Raw genomic sequence first — 18,441 nt, 5'->3', positions numbered from 1 at the left:
AAATTATGAAATTTTTTAAATTATTTTTTGTAGTTGCAATATTACTTGTGGCTGCTTGTAAACCAGCAAAATACCCTGACTTAAAAGACGGGTTATATGCAGATATTGAAACAAATAAAGGAGACATTGTGTTAAAATTATACCAAGAAGATGTGCCTTTGGCAGTTTCTAACTTCGTTTCTTTAGCAGAAGGTGATAATCCAAGTGTTACAGATTCATTAAAGGGTAAAAAATATTATGACGGATTATTATTTCATAGAGTTTTAAAAGATTTTATGATTCAAGGTGGAGATCCTTTAGCAAACGGGTCTGGTGGTCCTGGTTATAAATTTGAAGATGAATTTCCAAGAGATTCTTTAGGAAATCTTAAATACAAACATGATGCTGCTGGTGTATTATCTATGGCAAATGGTGGCCCAGGTTCAAATGGTAGTCAGTTTTTTATCACACATAAAGAAACGCCTTGGTTAGACGGAATTCATTCTATTTTCGGAAAAGTTGAAATGGGACAAGACATTGTAAATCTAATTGAAGCAAGAGACACCATTAAACATGTAACCATAATTAGAGTTGGAAGTAGAGCAAACAAATTTGATGCAGCAAAAGTGTTTGAAACAGAAATGAAAAATTCTGTAGCTGCAAAACAAAAAAGAATCGAAGAAGCTGAAAAAGCTGAAGTTGCTAGATACAATCAGTTTTTAATAGACAAAGAAGTTTTTCAGAAAGCACAAGGAATTGATAAAGCAAAAAAAACAGCTTCAGGTTTACATATTTTAACACTTAAAAAAGGAAAAGGAAAAAAGTTTTCTCCAACTACACAAACAACAATTCATTATAACATGTTGTTAGCTGATGGAAAATCAATTCAATCTACATTTGGTAGAGATCCTTTTACATTTACATTAAGTCAACAACCAATGATTCCGGGAGTTAATGAAGCAATTTTAGAAATGAGAGAAGGAGATAAAGCTCGTTTATTTATCCCTTATAACTTAGGTTATGGAGATAAAGCATACGGACCTTTCCCTGCAAAATCTGATTTGGTTTTTGAACTAGAAATTTTAAAAGTAGGAAAGTAATAGATGTTTGATATCTTAATACAAAAAGACAAACAATTACTAATCTATTTAAATAGTTTAGGAAGCGAACAATGGGATCCGTTTTGGTTGTTTATAACAAATCAATTCAATTGGGCTCCCTTGTTTTTGCTGATTATCTTTTTGATTTTTAAGAAATTTGGTTGGAAAAAAGGCGGATTTATTTTCCTTTTTGTCATCTTATTGATTGCTTTTTCTGATCAATTTACAAACCTAATTCGTGGTATTTTTGAACGCTTAAGACCCAACAACGATGCAAGTATCAATGCTGTATTAAGAACGTTGATAACTCCGCAGAGTTATAGTTTTACATCTGGTCATGCAACCACATCAATGACATTTTCTGTATTTGCTTATTTCTTATTTAAAGACAGTTATAAATACATGAAATTCATATTTATATTTCCAATTTTCTTTGCGTATAGCAGATTGTATTTAGGAGTTCACTTTCCGATAGATATCTTAACTGGCGCAACCATTGGAACAATTATAGGTTTTTTTGCATTTAAATTGCAAGCATTATTGACAAGAAAATTTTTTGAAAAGTAAAGTTGTCATTTCGAGCGAAATGAAATGAAGTTGAGAAATCTTATTGATGAGATTCCTCCGTTTTACAGTCGGAATGATAGTGAAAATATAATGAGAACTACTTATTTAGTTTTCTTGTTGTTATAATACAAGTACTTTGTAGCATTGTAATAACCTCTTAAAAGGCTATCCATTTGTTTGGTAACATTTGGATGGTCTTTTTTTATGTCCGTTAAATCGGCTCCATTAAAATCGTACAAACCAGAGGTATTTGATACCGTGGTTAATGTATAATAATAATCGTTTTGTAGTAAACTAATTGCAGGTTCGCCATTAATTGCTTGATATAAAAAAGCAAAATCTGTTGCTTGTAGAGAATCCAACGCATTAGAACCCAAGGTGTAATTTGTATACTTGATGTTTGCCAAACTCGCAGCAGTTGGTAAAACATCTACCAATTTTGTAAACTTCGGATATATTTTTGATGCTATAAGTTTTGGAGCGTGAATAAAAAACGGAACGTGATGTACAACGGTTCCTAAAGCGGATTCTTTCTTTGCTAAAAAATCAACAGGATTCATCGCTGTATTATGATCTCCAAAAAACAAGAAAATAGTATTGTCGTAATAACCAGCTTCTTTTGCACGTTTTAAAAAGACATCCACATTAAAATCTAAATACCGCAACGCATTGATTTGTGCGACCGATTTAAAACCAGATTTTTCTAACAATTCTTTACTGATTTCATCTTTTGCTAAAGGTCTATAACTTCCTTTTTGATCAGGAACTGTAAACGGCATGTGATTGGTTGCTGTTTGTATGTACGCAATAAATGGTTTGTTTTGTTGATGTAATTTTTGCAATTCTTTGTCAGATTCTTTAAACAATTCGTAATCGTCAATTCCCCAAACATCTGCTCGGTTTTCTTCTTGATAACTGCCTTCTTCAAAGATTTTTAAATCGGTAATATTCGATTGAAAAATTCCGCGAATATTTGCCCAATTGGCACTTCCGCCTAAAAAATATAATTTTTCATAATTATCAAACTGATCAAAAATAATACGTTGGTCAATTACCATCGGATTACGTGATGCCGTTTCTACATTGTCTACATCTGGTAAACCCGTAATGCTTGCAAAAACACTCCCTGCGGTTCCTGCTTTGTGCACGTAAAAATTGGTAAAATTGGCGCTGTGTTTTAAAATGCTGTCCATCTTCGGAGTTGTATTCACTGGATTGCCATAATAACTCATAGGCGCAGCTCCTAAAGATTCTAGCATTACAATTACTACGTTTGGTTTTGTGGTGATAGAATCGTTTCTTAAAACCCTTCTTTGAAAGGATAATGAATCTTTTGGTAAGTGCAATTGTTTGGCAACTGTCGGATAATATTTTTTTGTTTTTTCAATGTCAAATCCATCACTTCTAAACGCAAAACTGTCGTAGAAATATAAAATAGGATTCAACGCAAACTGATTTACCGATTGATTTTTAGAAAAGAACGCCTGACTCCAACGTAACGGATAATGCGTAAAGCTGTTGTAAATAAAGAATGTCAATACAAAAAACGGAATTACAATAAAAAAGGCTTTCTTCTTTTTAGAAATTGGAGTAGTAGCTACAGCAAATTTAGTATAGACAAACAAGTTGTATTTATAAATTATAACTCCTAAAATAAGCAACCCAAACAAGCCTTTATACACTGGATAACTTTCAAACAATACTTGTGTAGAAATATCTAGATTGCTTAAAAAACGCAACGAAGCAGCATCTAAACGAATGTTTAAATAATCGTAATAACCAAAATCTACCAAGTAAAATAATGTGAGTACCAAGTAGAAAACGGTAAAATAAATGGTGCTAATGTTTTTGTAAATCGTGTGTTTAAAAAAACGTTGATTGACAATAAACAATAAGATTGCTATTGGAAAAACCACCAAGGTTGCCAACTTGATATCAAAACGAATACCCAAACCAAAAGCTTGTTGTATTTCTGAGGTTGATACCGAATTTAATTGTGCAAAAAAGAAATAGAACACCAACCGAAACAACAATGCAAAAACTGCAATAGAAAAGAGTTGTAGAAAAAGGTATTTTATATAAGTAGGTATTCTTTGTTGCATCTTGTTTTTTAGAAAAAGCAAAGATATTGAATTTTGTCTGATGAACTAAAGGAATGTTTTTCAGCTCAGTTCTTGCTACACTTATGCTATTTTAGGAATTAGGTAATTAAATATTTATATGATAATCCTATCAAAATAGATAAACCAAAACTAACTAATGATCCAATAAGCATATATTCCGTTAGTTTTCTGTCTTTTGCCCTTGAAAGGTCACCAAACCTAAAAACCGATTTAGCTGCAATCAGTAATCCAATTGCACTCCATTGATTTAATATTATAAAACTAAAAACAAAAAGACGTTCTAATACTCCAATATACATCCCTGCATTTTGTAATGAATCATTAGAGTTATCTTCTTCTAAATTCCATTTGCTCATGATCATTTTCATAATAATTGAAGCTACAAATGTAACAGTAAGTAAAGCTAGTATTAATAGTAAAGATTCTTTTGAATATAGCTCCTCGATATTTATTTTGTATGGATATTTAATGTAGACAACACTACTTATTATGATCAAATGTAATATTTGATCTAAAAAGAATAGCATTCTATTATTTATTTTATTGGTAAGGTTTATTTTAATCAAATCGATAACAACATGGCTAATTACAATTACTAATACATAAGGCCAATAAGACCAATTAAATTTCAGTAATACAAATAGTGCTATTAAATGAACTAAACCATGAAGGTATAAGAATATTGATTTATGCTTATTTAGGTTTTTATCTCTAACCCATCTATTAGGTTGTAATACGAAATCACCAATTATATGAGCAATTAGTAATTGAATTATAAAAATTATCATAACTTATAAATTTGAGTTTTATAATAACTGTTCATATTCATAATTTCTTCAAATCCACCTCTTTTGAGTGCCTCACTAATACTACTTTGTGATTTATTTAGAAGCTTTGCGATTTCCTTTTGTTTTGTTTCAGAGTTTTCAATAATTGTTTTAATCACTTCTGAAACTGTACTACTCCAATTATTTGCCGTTAATAATGCTAAACCTAGCATTGTGTTAAAAGTTGTATCAAAAGCTGGGTTGTGTGATTTAATTGCAAGAGTTTGTTTTTTTAATGATTCAAAACATTCTCCTGATCGTACGTAAGCTGAGCCATTTGACTCTGTAGTTTTATCGGAGTTATATTTTATTTCTCCAACTCCAATTCCCATTCGAACGTCTTGTGTTTTTGTTTGTTTAATCGCTGATTTAATATGAAAAGCTGCTAAAATTGCGTTTTTTGGGGAGATTGATAATTGAAAACTATCGCCTCTAAATATTTCCCAATCTGCAGGTTCTTGACCATATTGATTTAAAACTTCTTTTAGTAGAGGTAACCATATTTCAACCTCTCCTTTTCTTGAGTTAATTATATCGCCAGTTATTATTGCTATCATTTTTTTGTTTCTTACAAATATATCGCATTTAAACCCGATATCCAAACATATCGGCTCTGTATCCGATTTTATTGATTATCGGCTATTTATCCGAATTAGTGACTGTTATGTTTCGATGAGAATGAGATAAACAAAGAGAATAGAGAAGTTTAATACCTAAAATAATTATTACTACCAGAATAGTTTACTTGACTGTTGATGTTTTCTAAATACCCAATTACAGTTTCTGCATCAGTTTTTGTACTTACAATTTTTGAAGCAGGAAAATACATGTCGTACACCGCAGGAATATAATCGTTTACTCCAACAGTTAAAGAAGTAGCATCTGGAATTATAGTACCGTTTAAATCTCTTACAACAATATCCGCATTTACTTTTTCGAACGTAACACCTGCATAATACAAACCGGTTCCAGAACCTTTTAAAAAGGCTTTAATTTCGGCAACCGTCATAGAATACGTTACAGCTGGATTGTTAAATGGTAATATTTGAAAAATCTCTTTTTTTGTGATATCGCCTTGATCTAAATTTGCGCGAACTCCGCCAGTATTTTGAAACGCAATATCAACGCCCATTTGCAATCGTAAAGCATCTGCAGTAAAATCACCAACTTGCGCTCTTGAATGATGTACTTGAGAAAACCCAATTACTTCTTTAAAAAACGGATTGTCATTGTACGTGTCTATACTAGTTTTAATAGCAGTATCTTCTTGTGTAATTGCATTTAAATCTATCAATTCAAAATCTATTGTTTGCACTTTTCTATCACGAATTACCAATTCAATTTTACCAATATAATTTAAATTATTTCCTGCTTGAAAAACGGGAATTTCATTGATAACTGTATTAATTTTTCCGTTTGAATGTCCGCCAATAATCAAATCAAAAATAGGGAATTGTTGTGCCAATTGAAAATCGCCTAAAGAATTATTTTTTGTATGTCCGATATGTGTTAAAGCGATAAATAAATCAGCATTTTCTTGGTTTTTTACATTTTCATAATTGCGAACAATATCTTCTGGATTTTGAAAGGTTAAGTTTTTAACGCGCCAAGGATGCGTAGAAGGAATGATGTCATTTTCTTTTCCGTCGGTTTCAACCAAACCTAAAAAGCTTACTTTAATTCCGTCTACTGTTATTGATGTATACGCTGGTGGTTGCGGAATAACCGAAGCGCTGGTTTCTACATTTGCACAAACCCATTTAAAACTAGCTTGCTCCATTCTGTCTCTTAAATTGGCTTCTCCGTAATCAAATTCGTGATTTCCAATCACAGAAATATCATAGCCAACTTGGTTCATTAAATCGATAATCGGAAACCCTTTTTGTGGATAATTATCTACAATCGGATTTCCAGAAAAAATATCTCCAGAATTGGTTAAAAGCACATTGGTTTTCTTCTTCTCTTCATCTACCAAATATTTTACTTTAGCAAAATTGTCTATTTTACCGTGAATGTCATTGGTAATAAAAATGGTTAATTTCTTATCGATTATTTCAGCAGGAACAGAAGATGGACCATTAGTACAAGACGTAACAAGTAGAAAAGTAAATAGCAGTATTTTATAGAAGGATTTCATTTTTTATAACTTTAAAAGTTTTTTTGCGGCATTAAAAGGAGTTGTGATTCCTTTTTCTAAGTTTTTAATTTCTGTTGCTAGCTGATTTTTCACGTTGCTGTTTGCGTAAAAATTATCTTTTAACTGTTGCTCTATTGTTGCTTTTAACCAATACATATTTTGCTCGTTTCTTCGTTTTGCAAAATACTCATTTTTACAAGTGATTTCTAAATAAGAAGAAATCATTGCGTCAATTTCTGCAATTCCGTTGTGTTCTATTGCGCTGCACGTTAATACTTTTGGTTGCCAAGTGCTTTCTTTTGGCGGATACAAATGCAACGCTCTATTAAATTCTGTTTTTGCAATTTTGGCATTTTGTACGTTTTGCCCATCAGCTTTATTGATGACAATTGCGTCTGCCATTTCTATAATTCCGCGTTTAATACCTTGTAATTCGTCTCCAGCGCCAGCAATTTTTAGTAGTAAAAAGAAATCTACCATAGAATGCACTGCAGTTTCTGATTGTCCGACACCAACTGTTTCAATAATTATTGTATCAAAACCAGCTGCTTCACAAAGAATAATACTTTCGCGTGTTTTTTGAGCAACACCACCTAACGAAGTTCCAGAAGGCGAAGGCCTGATAAACGCATTTATGTCAGTCACAAGCTCTTCCATTCGAGTTTTATCGCCTAAAATACTTCCTTTGTTAATAGAACTTGTTGGATCAATAGCTAAGACAGCCACTTTTTTTCCTTGTTTGGTTAAGTGTTTTCCGTAACTTTCTATAAAGGTACTTTTTCCAACTCCAGGAACGCCGGTAATTCCGATTCTAACTGATGTATTTGCAAAAGGCAAACAACGTTCTAAAATTTCGTTGGCTTTTTCTTGATGTGTTGCATTGGTGCTTTCTACCAACGTAATCGCTCTACTTAAAAAAGGAATATCTCCAGCAGTAATATTTGTCACAAACTCATCCACAGTAAATTGTTTTTTTCTGCTTTTTTTAATTTGTTGTGCAGCAGAACTACTGGTCGTTTCTAGTTGTTTAACGCCTTGTTTTTCTTGTAGTGCAGATTTTTTTTTCTGAGTCATAAATAGAGTTGACAAAATAATTAGTGTAAATTTATGAATAAATTAATTGCATTTTGCAACACAGCCGAAAAAGCTTCGTCTTTAAGGTAATTAATCAACTAATGAATCAAACAAAAGAAGTACACAATCATTTAATTGATGCTTGTAAAAATAAGGATGCAAAAGCGCAAATGCAATTGTATGATTTGTATTGCAAAGCAATGTGTATCATAGCAAACAGATATGTAAAAGACACTTTTGTTGCAGAAGATATTATGCAAGATTCATTTATCAAGGCGTTCCAAAATATCAATTCTTTTAAAGGAGAAGTCACTTTTGGAGCTTGGCTAAAACGAATTGTAATTAACAATAGTTTAGATTGGTTAAAGAAAAGAAAGTTAGAAATAGTTTCTTTAAATGATGAGGTGTATGAACGAGTTGAGGAAAATGAAGATTGGAGTATTGCGCATAGTTTACAAGCAGATTTTATTGTGAATGCCATCAAAAGTTTAAAAGAAAAATACAGAGTGGTGTTGTCATTATATTTATTAGAAGGATACGATCATCAAGAAATAGCACAAGTATTAGGAATTACAGAAGTTGCTTCGAGAACGCATTTAATGAGAGGAAAAAAGCAATTACAAGAACTTTTAAAAGAACAAAATTATGTCGAAGGATATTAGAGAGATCATGAAAAATTATAAAAACGAAGACGTTTCTTTATCGGCAAATCACAGAAATAAATTTGAAGATAGATTGCAGAAAGAAGTACATCATCAACCAAAAAAGAGAACTTATAAATGGTTGCAAGTGGCAGCTTCTGTTGTAATCATTGTGAGTTTAGCAATTGGTTATTTTGGAATAGAAACAACATCAAAAGATAGTAAACCAACCAAAGAAATTAGTTTAGGAAGTTTATCACCTGAGTTAAAATCTATAGAAAATTATTATGTAAGCACCATCAATTACGAAATTAGTAATTTAAGTGTAAACAATTCTAATAAAGAAATTCTAGAGGGGTATTTAGCCAAAATTGGCGAGCTAACCACTGAATACAAATCATTAACTACAGAGCTCAATACAAAAGGAGTTAATGATGAAATCATCAATGCATTGATAAACAATTTGCAATTAAGATTACAGTTATTGCAGCGATTAAAAAAACAGTTAAACGATTTAAAAAAATTAAATTCCACACAAAATGAAACTCAAAACTTATAAAAGTATTGGATTTTTGATTGCAGCTTTTTTGATAAGCAGTTTACATGCACAAAAATTTGATAAAAAATTCACAGAAAATTTCACCGTAAATAAAGACGTAGTTCTTGCTATAAATGCAACCAATGCAGATATTAATGTAACTACGTGGAACCGAAACGAGGTTGCTGTAGAGGCAGTAATTACCGTAGAAGGATTGTCTAAAAAAGAAGCAGAAAAATTCTTAAAAGGTTGGGAATTTGAAGCCTTAGGAAATAAAAGTAAAGTTCAAGTAAACGCAAATGCCAATCAATTTTTACATTTTGGAGGCAACGATTTTAAATTCGATTTTGATTTTAAAGACATTGTAATTCCAGAATTGAATTTCGATATCAACATTCCAGAGTTTGAAATGCCAGAAATTAAAATTCCTGAAATTCATATCGATTTTGATGAAATGTTTAATAACATTGATGATGAGTTAAACAATCATGAGTTTGATGAAGATGATACAAAAACCTTTTCTTATAAATCAAACGGAAAACAGAAAACAATTGTAATTAAAACCAAAGAAGAATGGGAAAAATTTAAAAAGTCGAAAGATTTTGAAGACATGAAAGCGGATATAAAACAAGGACTCAAAAAAGCGCAGGAAGGTATCAAAAAAGTCGATAAAAAAATGATTGAAGAAACGATTAAAAGAGCGAAGATTCAATATGAAAAAATTGATAAAGAAAAGCTAAAAGCAAACTTAGCAAAAGCAAAAGAAAGCATTAAAAAGTTGAAGTTTAAATTGGAAAATCAATATAAAAATGGAGATAATGTAATTACGATAGAAGATGGTAAAAGTAAAAAGAACGTAAAAATTACAAGAAAAATCACCATTAAAGTTCCTGCTAATGCAACCTTTAATTTAAATACAAGACACAGTAAAGTACAACTGCCAAAAGGTAAAACTTCAGGTAAAGTTTCTTACGGTTCTTTTAAGTCTGACGAAATAAATGGAGGAGTTTTAGATATCTATTACGCTCCAGTAAATGTAGACGTTTTGTCTGCAAGTACTTTATCTTTAAACAACATAACCGATGCAACAATTGCATCGGTTATCAATACCAAATTATTGTCTAATTCTTCTGGTTTAACTATTAAAAAGTTAGATAATAATGTAGATTTAACAAGCAAGTTTGGCGAGTTGTTGATCTCAGAAGTAGTTTCTGGTTTACAAAATTTTAAACTTGATTTAAGTTTTTCTGATGTAACATTAGATTTAAAAAATCTAAAAGAAAATTTAAAAATTTTAAATGCTAGTAATGTAGATTCTAATAAAAATATTTCTAAGAGTTTTTCTTTAAACGGCAATTTTACTCTAAAGAATAGTAGTGTGTCAATTAAGGGTAATCAAAGTAAAATCATTATTAAAAAACAATAAATTATGGAGCAAAAACGACTTTATATTTTATCAAACTTCTAACAAATTCCCATTTTCTCTTTCCGTAAAACTTCCTATCTTTACATTTCTAAAAATGCACATTAATTAATGGAAATCTATAAAGAGAATCAGCTTAAAATTTACAATTCACTTAGCAAAAGCAAAGAGCTTTTTAAACCACTTACAGAAGGCCGTGTTGGCATGTATGTTTGTGGCCCAACTGTTTATAGCAATGTTCATTTAGGAAACGTAAGAACATTTATGTCGTTTGATATGGTGTTTCGTTATTTACTGCATTTAGGATATAAAGTGCGTTATGTGCGTAATATTACCGATGCTGGTCATTTAGAGAATGATGCTGATGAAGGTGAAGACAGAATTTCTAAAAAAGCAAGAATAGAAGAAATTGAACCGATGGAAGTGGTGCAACGATACACAGTTGATTTCCATGAAACTTTAGGAAAATATAATTTTTTGCCACCAAGTATTGAGCCAACTGCAACCGGACATATTGTAGAACAGATTGAAATGATTAAAGAAATTATAGACAAAGGTTTTGCTTATGAAGTGAACGGTTCTGTATATTTTGATGTGTTAAAATATAACAAAAGCGGAAATAATTACGGAATTCTTTCAGGAAGAAAAATGGAAGATGCCATTCATAATACCAGAGCTTTAGACGGACAATCGGATAAGAAAAATCCGCAAGATTTTGCATTGTGGAAAAAAGCAGATGAAAGACATATTATGCGTTGGCCATCGCCTTGGTCTGATGGTTTCCCTGGTTGGCATTTAGAATGTTCTGTAATGAGCACCAAATATTTAGGAGAACAATTTGATATTCATGGAGGTGGAATGGATTTAAAGTTTCCACATCACGAATGTGAAATTGCGCAATCGCAAACGTGTAGCGGACACAAACCCGTAAATTATTGGATGCACGCAAATATGTTGTTGTTAAATAGCCAGAAAATGGCAAAATCAACAGGGAATTTTGTGTTGCCAAATGAAATTTTAACAGGAGAAAACACTATTCTAAGTAAAGCATTTGCTCCGAGCGTTGTTCGATTTTTTAATATGCAAGCGCATTATAGAAGTATTTTAGATTTTTCGAGTGATGCCTTAGAAGCATCAGAAAAAGGCTATTATAAATTGATGGATGCGGTAAATTCATTGTCAAATCTTCAAACAAGTAAAACGTCAACTTTTGATGTTTCTGCTTGGAAACAGCAATGTTATGACGCGATGAATGACGATTTTAATACACCCATTTTAATTGCACATTTATTTGAAGCTGTTAAAGTTATCAATCAATTAAAAGAGCAAAAAGCAACTATTACTGCTGGAGATTTAGTAGAATTCCAAAAGACAATCAATGCTTTTGTTTTTGACGTCATGGGATTGACCAATGAAACAAAACAAGATAGTTCTGATAAAATTGACGGAGTAGTGGAGTTGTTGATTAAATTGCGAAAAGAAGCAAGAGATAATAAAGATTGGGCGCTTTCAGATCAAATAAGAGATGAATTGTTAGCCCTAGGAATTCAGTTAAAAGACGGAAGAGATGGAACTTCTTTTTCAATTAACTAATTACGAATTACGAATTATGAATTACGAATTTCAAAGCATCAACGGATTGTCATTTCAAGCGGAGTCGAGAAATCTCAATTTCAGTAAATGAAAAAAATCTTAACATATCCGTTTATTCTATTAGTTCGTTTTTATCAAGCAGCAATTTCTCCTTATACGCCATCAACTTGCAGGTATACACCAACATGTTCTCATTATACAGTAGAAGCATTACAAAAACACGGTTTGTTTAGCGGTGGTTGGTTGGCAATAAAAAGAATATTTAGTTGTCATCCTTGGGGCGGACAAGGGTATGATCCGGTTCCGGAAAAGAAAGAATAATACATTGTATCACCTCGAGCACTACTAAAATCAAAATATATTTTGAATGAAGGTATGAAACGCAGTTTCTCGAGTTGTTTTTTATAAATTAGCGAAATAAATAGGTCTCGACTTCGCTCGACCTGACAAATAAAACATAGAATATGAGTTTTTTATCAATAGTTTGGGATCCATCATTAGGAATCGATTTAGGTTTTTTTGTAATTAGATGGTATAGTTTAATGTTTGTTGTTGCTTTTGTTTTAGGATTGCGATTGATGAAAAAAATCTATATTGAAGATAAAATTCCTGTAGAAAAACTAGATGCACTTTTTATGTACACGTTTATTTCTATGTTAGTAGGAATGCGTCTTGGAGATGTGTTTTTTTATAGTTGGGATTATTACCAACATCACTTATTAGAAATTATTTTACCATTTAAAGAAAATTCAAATTCAACGGCTCTTTTTGGTTTGATTAAAGGTTGGGAATTTACAGGTTATACAGGTTTTGCAAGTCATGGTGCAGCAGTCGGAATTATAGCAGCTTTGTATTTTTACAGTAAAAAAATAATCAATAAACCATTCTTATTTATTTTAGACAGAATGGGAATTATGGTTGCTTTAGCTGGTTTCTTTATTAGAATGGGTAACTTTTTTAATTCTGAAATTTATGGGAAACCTACAGAAAGTAGTTTTGGTATAATCTTTAAAAAGGCAGGAGAAACCATTCCAAGACATCCAACACAATTGTATGAAGCATTTAGTTATTTAATATTGTTCATTATCCTTTGGAGAATGTATTGGAAAACAGATGCAAAAGAAAAATCGGGATATTTATTCGGAATTTTCTTTGCGGTATTGTGGGCATTGCGTTTTGTAATCGAATTTTTAAAAGAAGCCCAAGTAGATGGACGTGAAGATTGGGTGTTTAATTCATTAAATACGGGGCAAGTATTGAGTATTCCATTAGTATTAATTGGGTTGTTCTTAATCTTTAAGAGTAAAAAATAATTTTTAATTTACTTCATAAAAAAGCCCAATCGAACGATTGGGCTTTTAGTTTTTATAAGAAAAATGATTTTAACCTTTTACTTTGTTTTTAAACTTATCAAACTTCGTTTCTTCCTTTTTAGGCCAGCTATTGTTTGATGTATCTACATCTGCAGTTTCTAAATCTGGATCTACTACAATACTCTTTATTTCTTGAGTAGAAGCAAAAACTCTCATTGCTTTATTGTCATCTTTCATCCAAATTTGAGCAGGAAACGTTTTTCTTACTTTTGTTCCGTCTGCATAAGTAAGTTCCACAATAATTGGCATTACCAAACCTCCTGGTTTTTCAAATTCTACCTGATACATATAAGCAGGAATATCTTTACCATCTTTTACATGTTTCTTTAAAATACCTGGGTTTGCATCTTCTTTTTTATCTGTAACATAAACTAATTCTCCTAAACCATCAAAATACGATTTAGCAGCTGGGTTTGATTTAATAATGTTTTTAATTCTATCACTTTGTTTATCGGTTATATATAAAGGAGTTACTTTACTAATTCCAATATCGGTTACATCTGTTGTGTAAAACCAACCTCTCCAAAACCAATCTAAATCCATTCCAGATGCATCTTCCATAGTTCTAAAGAAATCTGCTGGAGTTGGGTGTTTAAACATCCAACGTTGAGAATACGTTCTAAAAGCATGATCAAATAATTCTGGTCCCATAATTGTTTTTCTTAACATATATAAACCAGCTGCTGGTTTTGTATAAGCGTTTGGTCCAAATTGTTTTACGTAATCTCCTTGAGACATAATAGGAGAAATGTTAGATTGATCTCCTCCCATATATCTTGTGATATTTTTTGCTGGGTTTATTGCAAATAATTCTGGATCATATTTTAATGAAGCTAAAATTTCTACAAAAGAATTTACACCTTCATCCATCCAAGTCCATTGACGTTCATCTGAGTTCACAATCATTGGAAAAAAGTTATGACCAACTTCATGTATAATAACACCAATCATTCCTTTTTTAGTTCTGTCAGAATAGCTTCCATCAGGGTTTGGACGACCAAAGTTGAAACAAATCATTGGGTACTCCATTCCTTGTCTTTCAGAATGTACAGAAACAGCTTTGCTATACGGATAATCAAAAGTTAATTTAGAGTATTCTACTAATGTATTAGCAACTGCTCTTGTAGAATGCTCTTCCCATAAAGGATTTCCTTCTTTTGGATATAAAGAAGTAGCCATTACAGTTTTACCATTTATATTAACAGCCATAGCATCCCAAATATATTTACGAGATGTTGAAAAAGCAAAATCACGCACTCTTTTTGTTTTAAAATGCCAAGTTTTCATTTTTTTAGAACGTCCTTTCTCTGTTTTTTCAGCTTCTTTTTGAGTAACAATAATTACTGGTTTATCAAAAGTTTTTCTAGCTTTTTCAAAACGATTACGTTGTGTTCTTGTCAACACCTCTTTTTCGTTTTGTAACTCACCAGTTGCTTCCATAATATGATCAGCAGGAACTGTAATTTTTACATCATAATCTCCAAATTCTAGTGCAAATTCACTTCTTCCCCAGAATTGCATATTTTGCCATCCTTCTACATTGTTATATACTGCTAAACGTGGAAAAAACTGTGCAATTGTATAGTTGTTATTTCCATCAGGAAAAGTTTCTAAACCAGATCTACCACCATCTTTATTGATGTCATTTATTTTATAATTCCATTTAATTCTAAATTTAAATGTTTTTCCTGGAGCTAAAGCAGTTGGTAAATTAATACGCATCATTGTTCTATTGATAAAATGCGATAATGGTTTACCATTACTTTCTACAATTTCGATATTAAACCCAAAACCTTTTTTTTCTTTCATGTAGGTTTGTTTAAAATTATCGGGTGTAATAAATGCTGATGCTCCACCAGAAACTACATCAGGAGATTTAGAGTCATCTGCCCTCATGTTTTGATCTAGCTGAACCCATAAATATTCTAAATGATCTTTAGAATTGTTGTGGTAAGTAATAGTTTCGTCTCCATAAATACGATTTGCATCTTCGTCTAAGCGAATGTCCATAACATAATCAACTTTTTGTTGAGTATATTCATGACCTGGAGTTCCAGAAGCAGTATGAACTGTATTTGGCGTTGCCAGAACATCTTTCATTTGTCTAAATTTGTTCTGATCTGTGTGTCCTTTTTGAGTTTTCTTTTTAGTTTCTTGGGCAAACCCAGCTGCAACTACAAAGAAAACAGAAAATAGAAGTAATCCGATTTTTTTCATTTAAGTATTTGTTTTTAATTATAATCTTGAAAAGTAACAATTATTAGTTAAATAAAAGCTGTTTCATATCATATTTTAAAAAGCTAAACAATATTGAATAAAAAAAGCGATGTAAAATCACATCGCTTTTTTTATCTATTCTAATGAGGTTTATCCTTTAATTTTCTTTTTAAACTTACCAAATTTATTGTCTTGTTTCTTTGGCCAGCTATTGTTTGTCATATCAACATCGGCAGTTTCTAAATCAGGGTCTACAGTAATATTTGTAATTTCTTTATCAGAATTTATTGCTTTTGTAACCTGATTGTCATTCAATCTCCAAATTTGAGCAGGATATGTTTTTCTTTCTTTTGTTCCGTCTTTATACGTAAACTCAACAATAATTGGCATTACCAATCCTCCTGGTTTATCATAAGTAACTTCATAAAAATATTTAGAATTTGCTCCTTTTCCTTTTTTAAAGCTTGCTCCTTCAGTGGTGTCTTCCACAAATTCCACTCGATCTCCACCAGACTTTGCATAGAATTTTTTTACACTTTTAATTCCGATGTCAGTAACATCAGTTGTGTAAAACCATCCTCTCCAAAACCAATCTAAATCGATACCAGATGCATCTTCCATAGTTCTAAAGAAATCAGCCGGAGTTGGGTGTTTAAACATCCAACGTTGAGAATACGTTCTAAAGGCATGATCAAATAATTCGTGTCCCATAATTGTTTCACGTAAAATCCATAAGGCTGTTGCTGGCTTAGCGTAAGCATTTGCACCAAAACTATACACATTATCTCCTTTAGACATAATTGGAGCAATTCTAGATTGATCTCCGCTCATATACGGTACAATATTTTTAGGCAAACCTCTTCCTAAAGGATAATCTTTTTCGTAATCTCTCATGGCTAACATTTGCATATAAGAATTTAAACCTTCGTCCATCCAAGTCCATTGACGCTCATCAGAATTTACAATCATTGGAAAAAAATTGTGTCCAACTTCATGAATTGTTGTTCCAAGCATTCTGTATTTTTGTCTGTCTGTATAGGTTCCGTCTGCATTTGGTCTTCCAGGATTAAATGCAATCATAGGGTATTCCATTCCCATTTGTCCATCTACAGAAATTGCTTTGTGATATGGATAATCAAATGTATATTTAGAATATGTTTTTAAGGTTTGTGCAGCAGCTCTTGTAGAGTGATCTCCGTATAAAGAATTTGCTTCTCTAGAATAATAAGAGTATGCCATTACAGTTCTACCGTTGATGTCAACAGCCATTCCGTCCCAAATAAACTTTCTAGAACTAGCAAATGCGTAATCTCTAACATTTTCTGCGTGAAACTTCCAAGTTTTTGTTTTCTTAGACCTTTTCTTTTCAATTTTTGTTGCTTCTTCTTGAGTATGTATTACAACTGGATCTTTAAAAGATTTTCTAGCTTGTGCTAATCTTCTTTGTTGCGTTCTTGTTAATACGTCACTTTCGTTTAATAAACGCCCAGTTGCTCCTAACATATGATCGTCTGGAGTAGTAATATTTACTGTATAATCTCCAAATTCTAAAGCAAATTCACTTCTTCCCCAGAATTGGTCATTTTGCCAACCTTCTACATTATCATACACACATAATCTTGGAAAAAATTGTGCTATTACGTAGTTTTTGTTTCCATCAGGAAATAGCTCAAAACCAGATCTTCCACCTTGTGTTCTGTGATTGTTGATTTTGTACCACCATTTAATTTTAAACTGAAATTTTTCTCCTGCTGCCAATGGCTTAGCTAAATTGATTCGCATCATAGTTTGATTGATGGTATGCGATAAATCGCTTCCATCAACATTTGTAACGCTCATAATTTTAAATCCACCATCAAAAGGTTTATCCTCATAGGTTTTGTCATATCTATCTTTAGAAAGTCCTTTAGGAATTCTATTTGGATTGATATCTGGAGTTTTAGAATCTGCAGCACGCATATTTTGGTCTAATTGTAACCATAAATAGGGCAATTCGTCTTCTGAATTGTTGTGATACGTAATTGTTTCGCTTCCTGTAATTGTTTCTTTATCGTCATCCAAAACGATGTCCATTACATAATCAACTTTTTGTTGAGTGTATTTTATTCCTGGCGCTCCAGAAGCAGTTCTTTGACTTGTGGGTGTTGCTAAAACATCTTTAAGTTGTTTAAACTTGTTCTGGTTTGTGTGCCCTTGCTGGGTTTTCTTTTGTTGTGCAAAAGAAGAAGCCGCAACAAATACTAGTGAGAGAACTAGTGATCCGAGTTTTTTCATACTATTGAGTTTTGTTTAATTAGTGATTTGTGTTAATATTTTAATGTACCTATTTGTTTTCTTTTTGTCAATAAAACGCTCTTGTGTTTTTTATTGACTTTAGATTTTACCAAGTTTTGTTGATCTGGAAAATGTTCTAATAAAATAGTATTGTCTATGGCAATTTCTTTTAAAGGTGGAACATTTTTAATTTCTAAATAGAAAAATACCACATCACCATCGTATTCTTTACCTAAGTAATTATAGCTGTAAGCTTTACCATCAATTTTAAAATTTACATGTTTTTGTAAATACTCAAAAAAATAGGTGTCAGAATCTGCAAATTCATTTTTTGTGTCTAACTCAAACTTTTTATCATGAATTTTAGTTAGTGCAGTTTCTATATCATCAATAAAAACATTGATGATTACTTCTACAGATTTATTTTTAGAATTGTATTCAATTTGAGTTAAACTCAAATAATATTTATGTGCTGTAAAAGCAAATAATGGAACTATTAACAATAGTTGCAGTAGCTTTTTTGTTCTCATTAAGTGGTAATTGTATGTAAATTTGAACAAATAAACTCTCTTACA

General features: G+C 31.6%; 16 protein-coding genes. 8 read left to right on the top strand and 8 right to left on the bottom strand.

Going from position 1 to position 18,441, the window contains the following annotated elements:
• Positions 1-5: 5 nt before the first annotated feature.
• Together ACEWL1_RS09060 and ACEWL1_RS09055 are read left to right on the top strand one after the other, a co-directional pair.
• Entirely contained in the window at positions 6-1,079 is a 1,074-nt protein-coding gene (locus tag ACEWL1_RS09060) for a peptidylprolyl isomerase (protein WP_409232979.1), read from the top strand.
• Between the two features lie 3 nt (positions 1,080-1,082).
• Positions 1,083-1,646, top strand: a complete 564-nt coding sequence (locus ACEWL1_RS09055; RefSeq protein WP_409232978.1) for a phosphatase PAP2 family protein — start codon at positions 1,083-1,085, stop codon at positions 1,644-1,646.
• A gap of 101 nt (positions 1,647-1,747) precedes the next feature.
• Here ACEWL1_RS09055 and ACEWL1_RS09050 read toward each other — a convergent pair whose 3' ends face one another.
• From ACEWL1_RS09050 to meaB, 5 genes are all read right to left on the bottom strand, one after another.
• A complete protein-coding gene (locus ACEWL1_RS09050) occupies positions 1,748-3,748 on the bottom strand; it encodes an LTA synthase family protein (RefSeq protein WP_409232977.1) in 2,001 nt (666 codons plus the stop codon).
• A 98-nt stretch (positions 3,749-3,846) separates the two neighbouring features.
• The gene (locus tag ACEWL1_RS09045; RefSeq protein ID WP_409232976.1) at positions 3,847-4,557 is read right to left on the bottom strand and encodes a DUF3307 domain-containing protein; all 711 of its coding nucleotides are present in this window, start codon (positions 4,555-4,557) and stop codon (positions 3,847-3,849) included.
• A complete protein-coding gene (locus tag ACEWL1_RS09040) occupies positions 4,554-5,153 on the bottom strand; it encodes a SatD family protein (RefSeq protein WP_409232975.1) in 600 nt (199 codons plus the stop codon). The genes ACEWL1_RS09045 and ACEWL1_RS09040 overlap by 4 nt, the downstream gene beginning before the upstream one ends.
• 149 nt (positions 5,154-5,302) lie before the next feature.
• Entirely contained in the window at positions 5,303-6,733 is a 1,431-nt protein-coding gene (locus ACEWL1_RS09035) for a bifunctional metallophosphatase/5'-nucleotidase (RefSeq protein WP_409232974.1), read from the bottom strand.
• Positions 6,734-6,736: 3 nt separating this feature from the next.
• A complete protein-coding gene (gene meaB / locus ACEWL1_RS09030; RefSeq protein ID WP_409232973.1) occupies positions 6,737-7,807 on the bottom strand; it encodes a methylmalonyl Co-A mutase-associated GTPase MeaB in 1,071 nt (356 codons plus the stop codon).
• A gap of 101 nt (positions 7,808-7,908) precedes the next feature.
• On the opposite strand from meaB, the gene ACEWL1_RS09025 reads away from it, so the two are divergent.
• From ACEWL1_RS09025 to lgt, 6 genes are all read left to right on the top strand, one after another.
• A complete protein-coding gene (locus ACEWL1_RS09025; RefSeq protein ID WP_409232972.1) occupies positions 7,909-8,469 on the top strand; it encodes an RNA polymerase sigma factor in 561 nt (186 codons plus the stop codon).
• On the top strand, positions 8,453-9,007 hold the full coding sequence (locus ACEWL1_RS09020) for a hypothetical protein (protein ID WP_409232971.1): 555 nt from the start codon (positions 8,453-8,455) through the stop codon (positions 9,005-9,007). Before ACEWL1_RS09025 ends, ACEWL1_RS09020 begins: the two co-directional genes overlap by 17 nt.
• A complete protein-coding gene (locus ACEWL1_RS09015; protein WP_409232970.1) occupies positions 8,988-10,412 on the top strand; it encodes a hypothetical protein in 1,425 nt (474 codons plus the stop codon). Before ACEWL1_RS09020 ends, ACEWL1_RS09015 begins: the two co-directional genes overlap by 20 nt.
• A gap of 108 nt (positions 10,413-10,520) precedes the next feature.
• On the top strand, positions 10,521-12,002 hold the full coding sequence (gene cysS / locus ACEWL1_RS09010; RefSeq protein ID WP_409232969.1) for a cysteine--tRNA ligase: 1,482 nt from the start codon (positions 10,521-10,523) through the stop codon (positions 12,000-12,002).
• A gap of 87 nt (positions 12,003-12,089) precedes the next feature.
• Entirely contained in the window at positions 12,090-12,323 is a 234-nt protein-coding gene (yidD, locus tag ACEWL1_RS09005; protein ID WP_409232968.1) for a membrane protein insertion efficiency factor YidD, read from the top strand.
• Positions 12,324-12,466: 143 nt separating this feature from the next.
• Positions 12,467-13,315 (top strand): prolipoprotein diacylglyceryl transferase, encoded by an 849-nt coding sequence (gene lgt, locus ACEWL1_RS09000; RefSeq protein WP_409232967.1) that lies wholly within the window; start codon positions 12,467-12,469, stop codon positions 13,313-13,315.
• A 69-nt stretch (positions 13,316-13,384) separates the two neighbouring features.
• Here lgt and ACEWL1_RS08995 read toward each other — a convergent pair whose 3' ends face one another.
• The 3 genes from ACEWL1_RS08995 to ACEWL1_RS08985 form a co-directional block, all read right to left on the bottom strand.
• A complete protein-coding gene (locus ACEWL1_RS08995; RefSeq protein WP_409232966.1) occupies positions 13,385-15,592 on the bottom strand; it encodes a M1 family metallopeptidase in 2,208 nt (735 codons plus the stop codon).
• A gap of 150 nt (positions 15,593-15,742) precedes the next feature.
• Entirely contained in the window at positions 15,743-17,866 is a 2,124-nt protein-coding gene (locus ACEWL1_RS08990; protein ID WP_409232965.1) for a M1 family metallopeptidase, read from the bottom strand.
• 32 nt (positions 17,867-17,898) lie between these two features.
• Positions 17,899-18,396 carry a DUF6702 family protein gene (locus ACEWL1_RS08985; protein WP_409232964.1) on the bottom strand — a complete coding sequence of 166 codons (498 nt, stop codon included), beginning with the start codon at positions 18,394-18,396 and terminating at the stop codon, positions 17,899-17,901.
• Between the last annotated feature and the right edge of the window lie 45 nt (positions 18,397-18,441).

The organism is Polaribacter gochangensis, from assembly GCF_046224025.1.
GTDB classification, from domain to species: domain Bacteria; phylum Bacteroidota; class Bacteroidia; order Flavobacteriales; family Flavobacteriaceae; genus Polaribacter; species Polaribacter gochangensis.
Note: the sequence above shows the minus strand (reverse complement) of the source record. Positions and strands in the feature narration are given on the sequence as shown.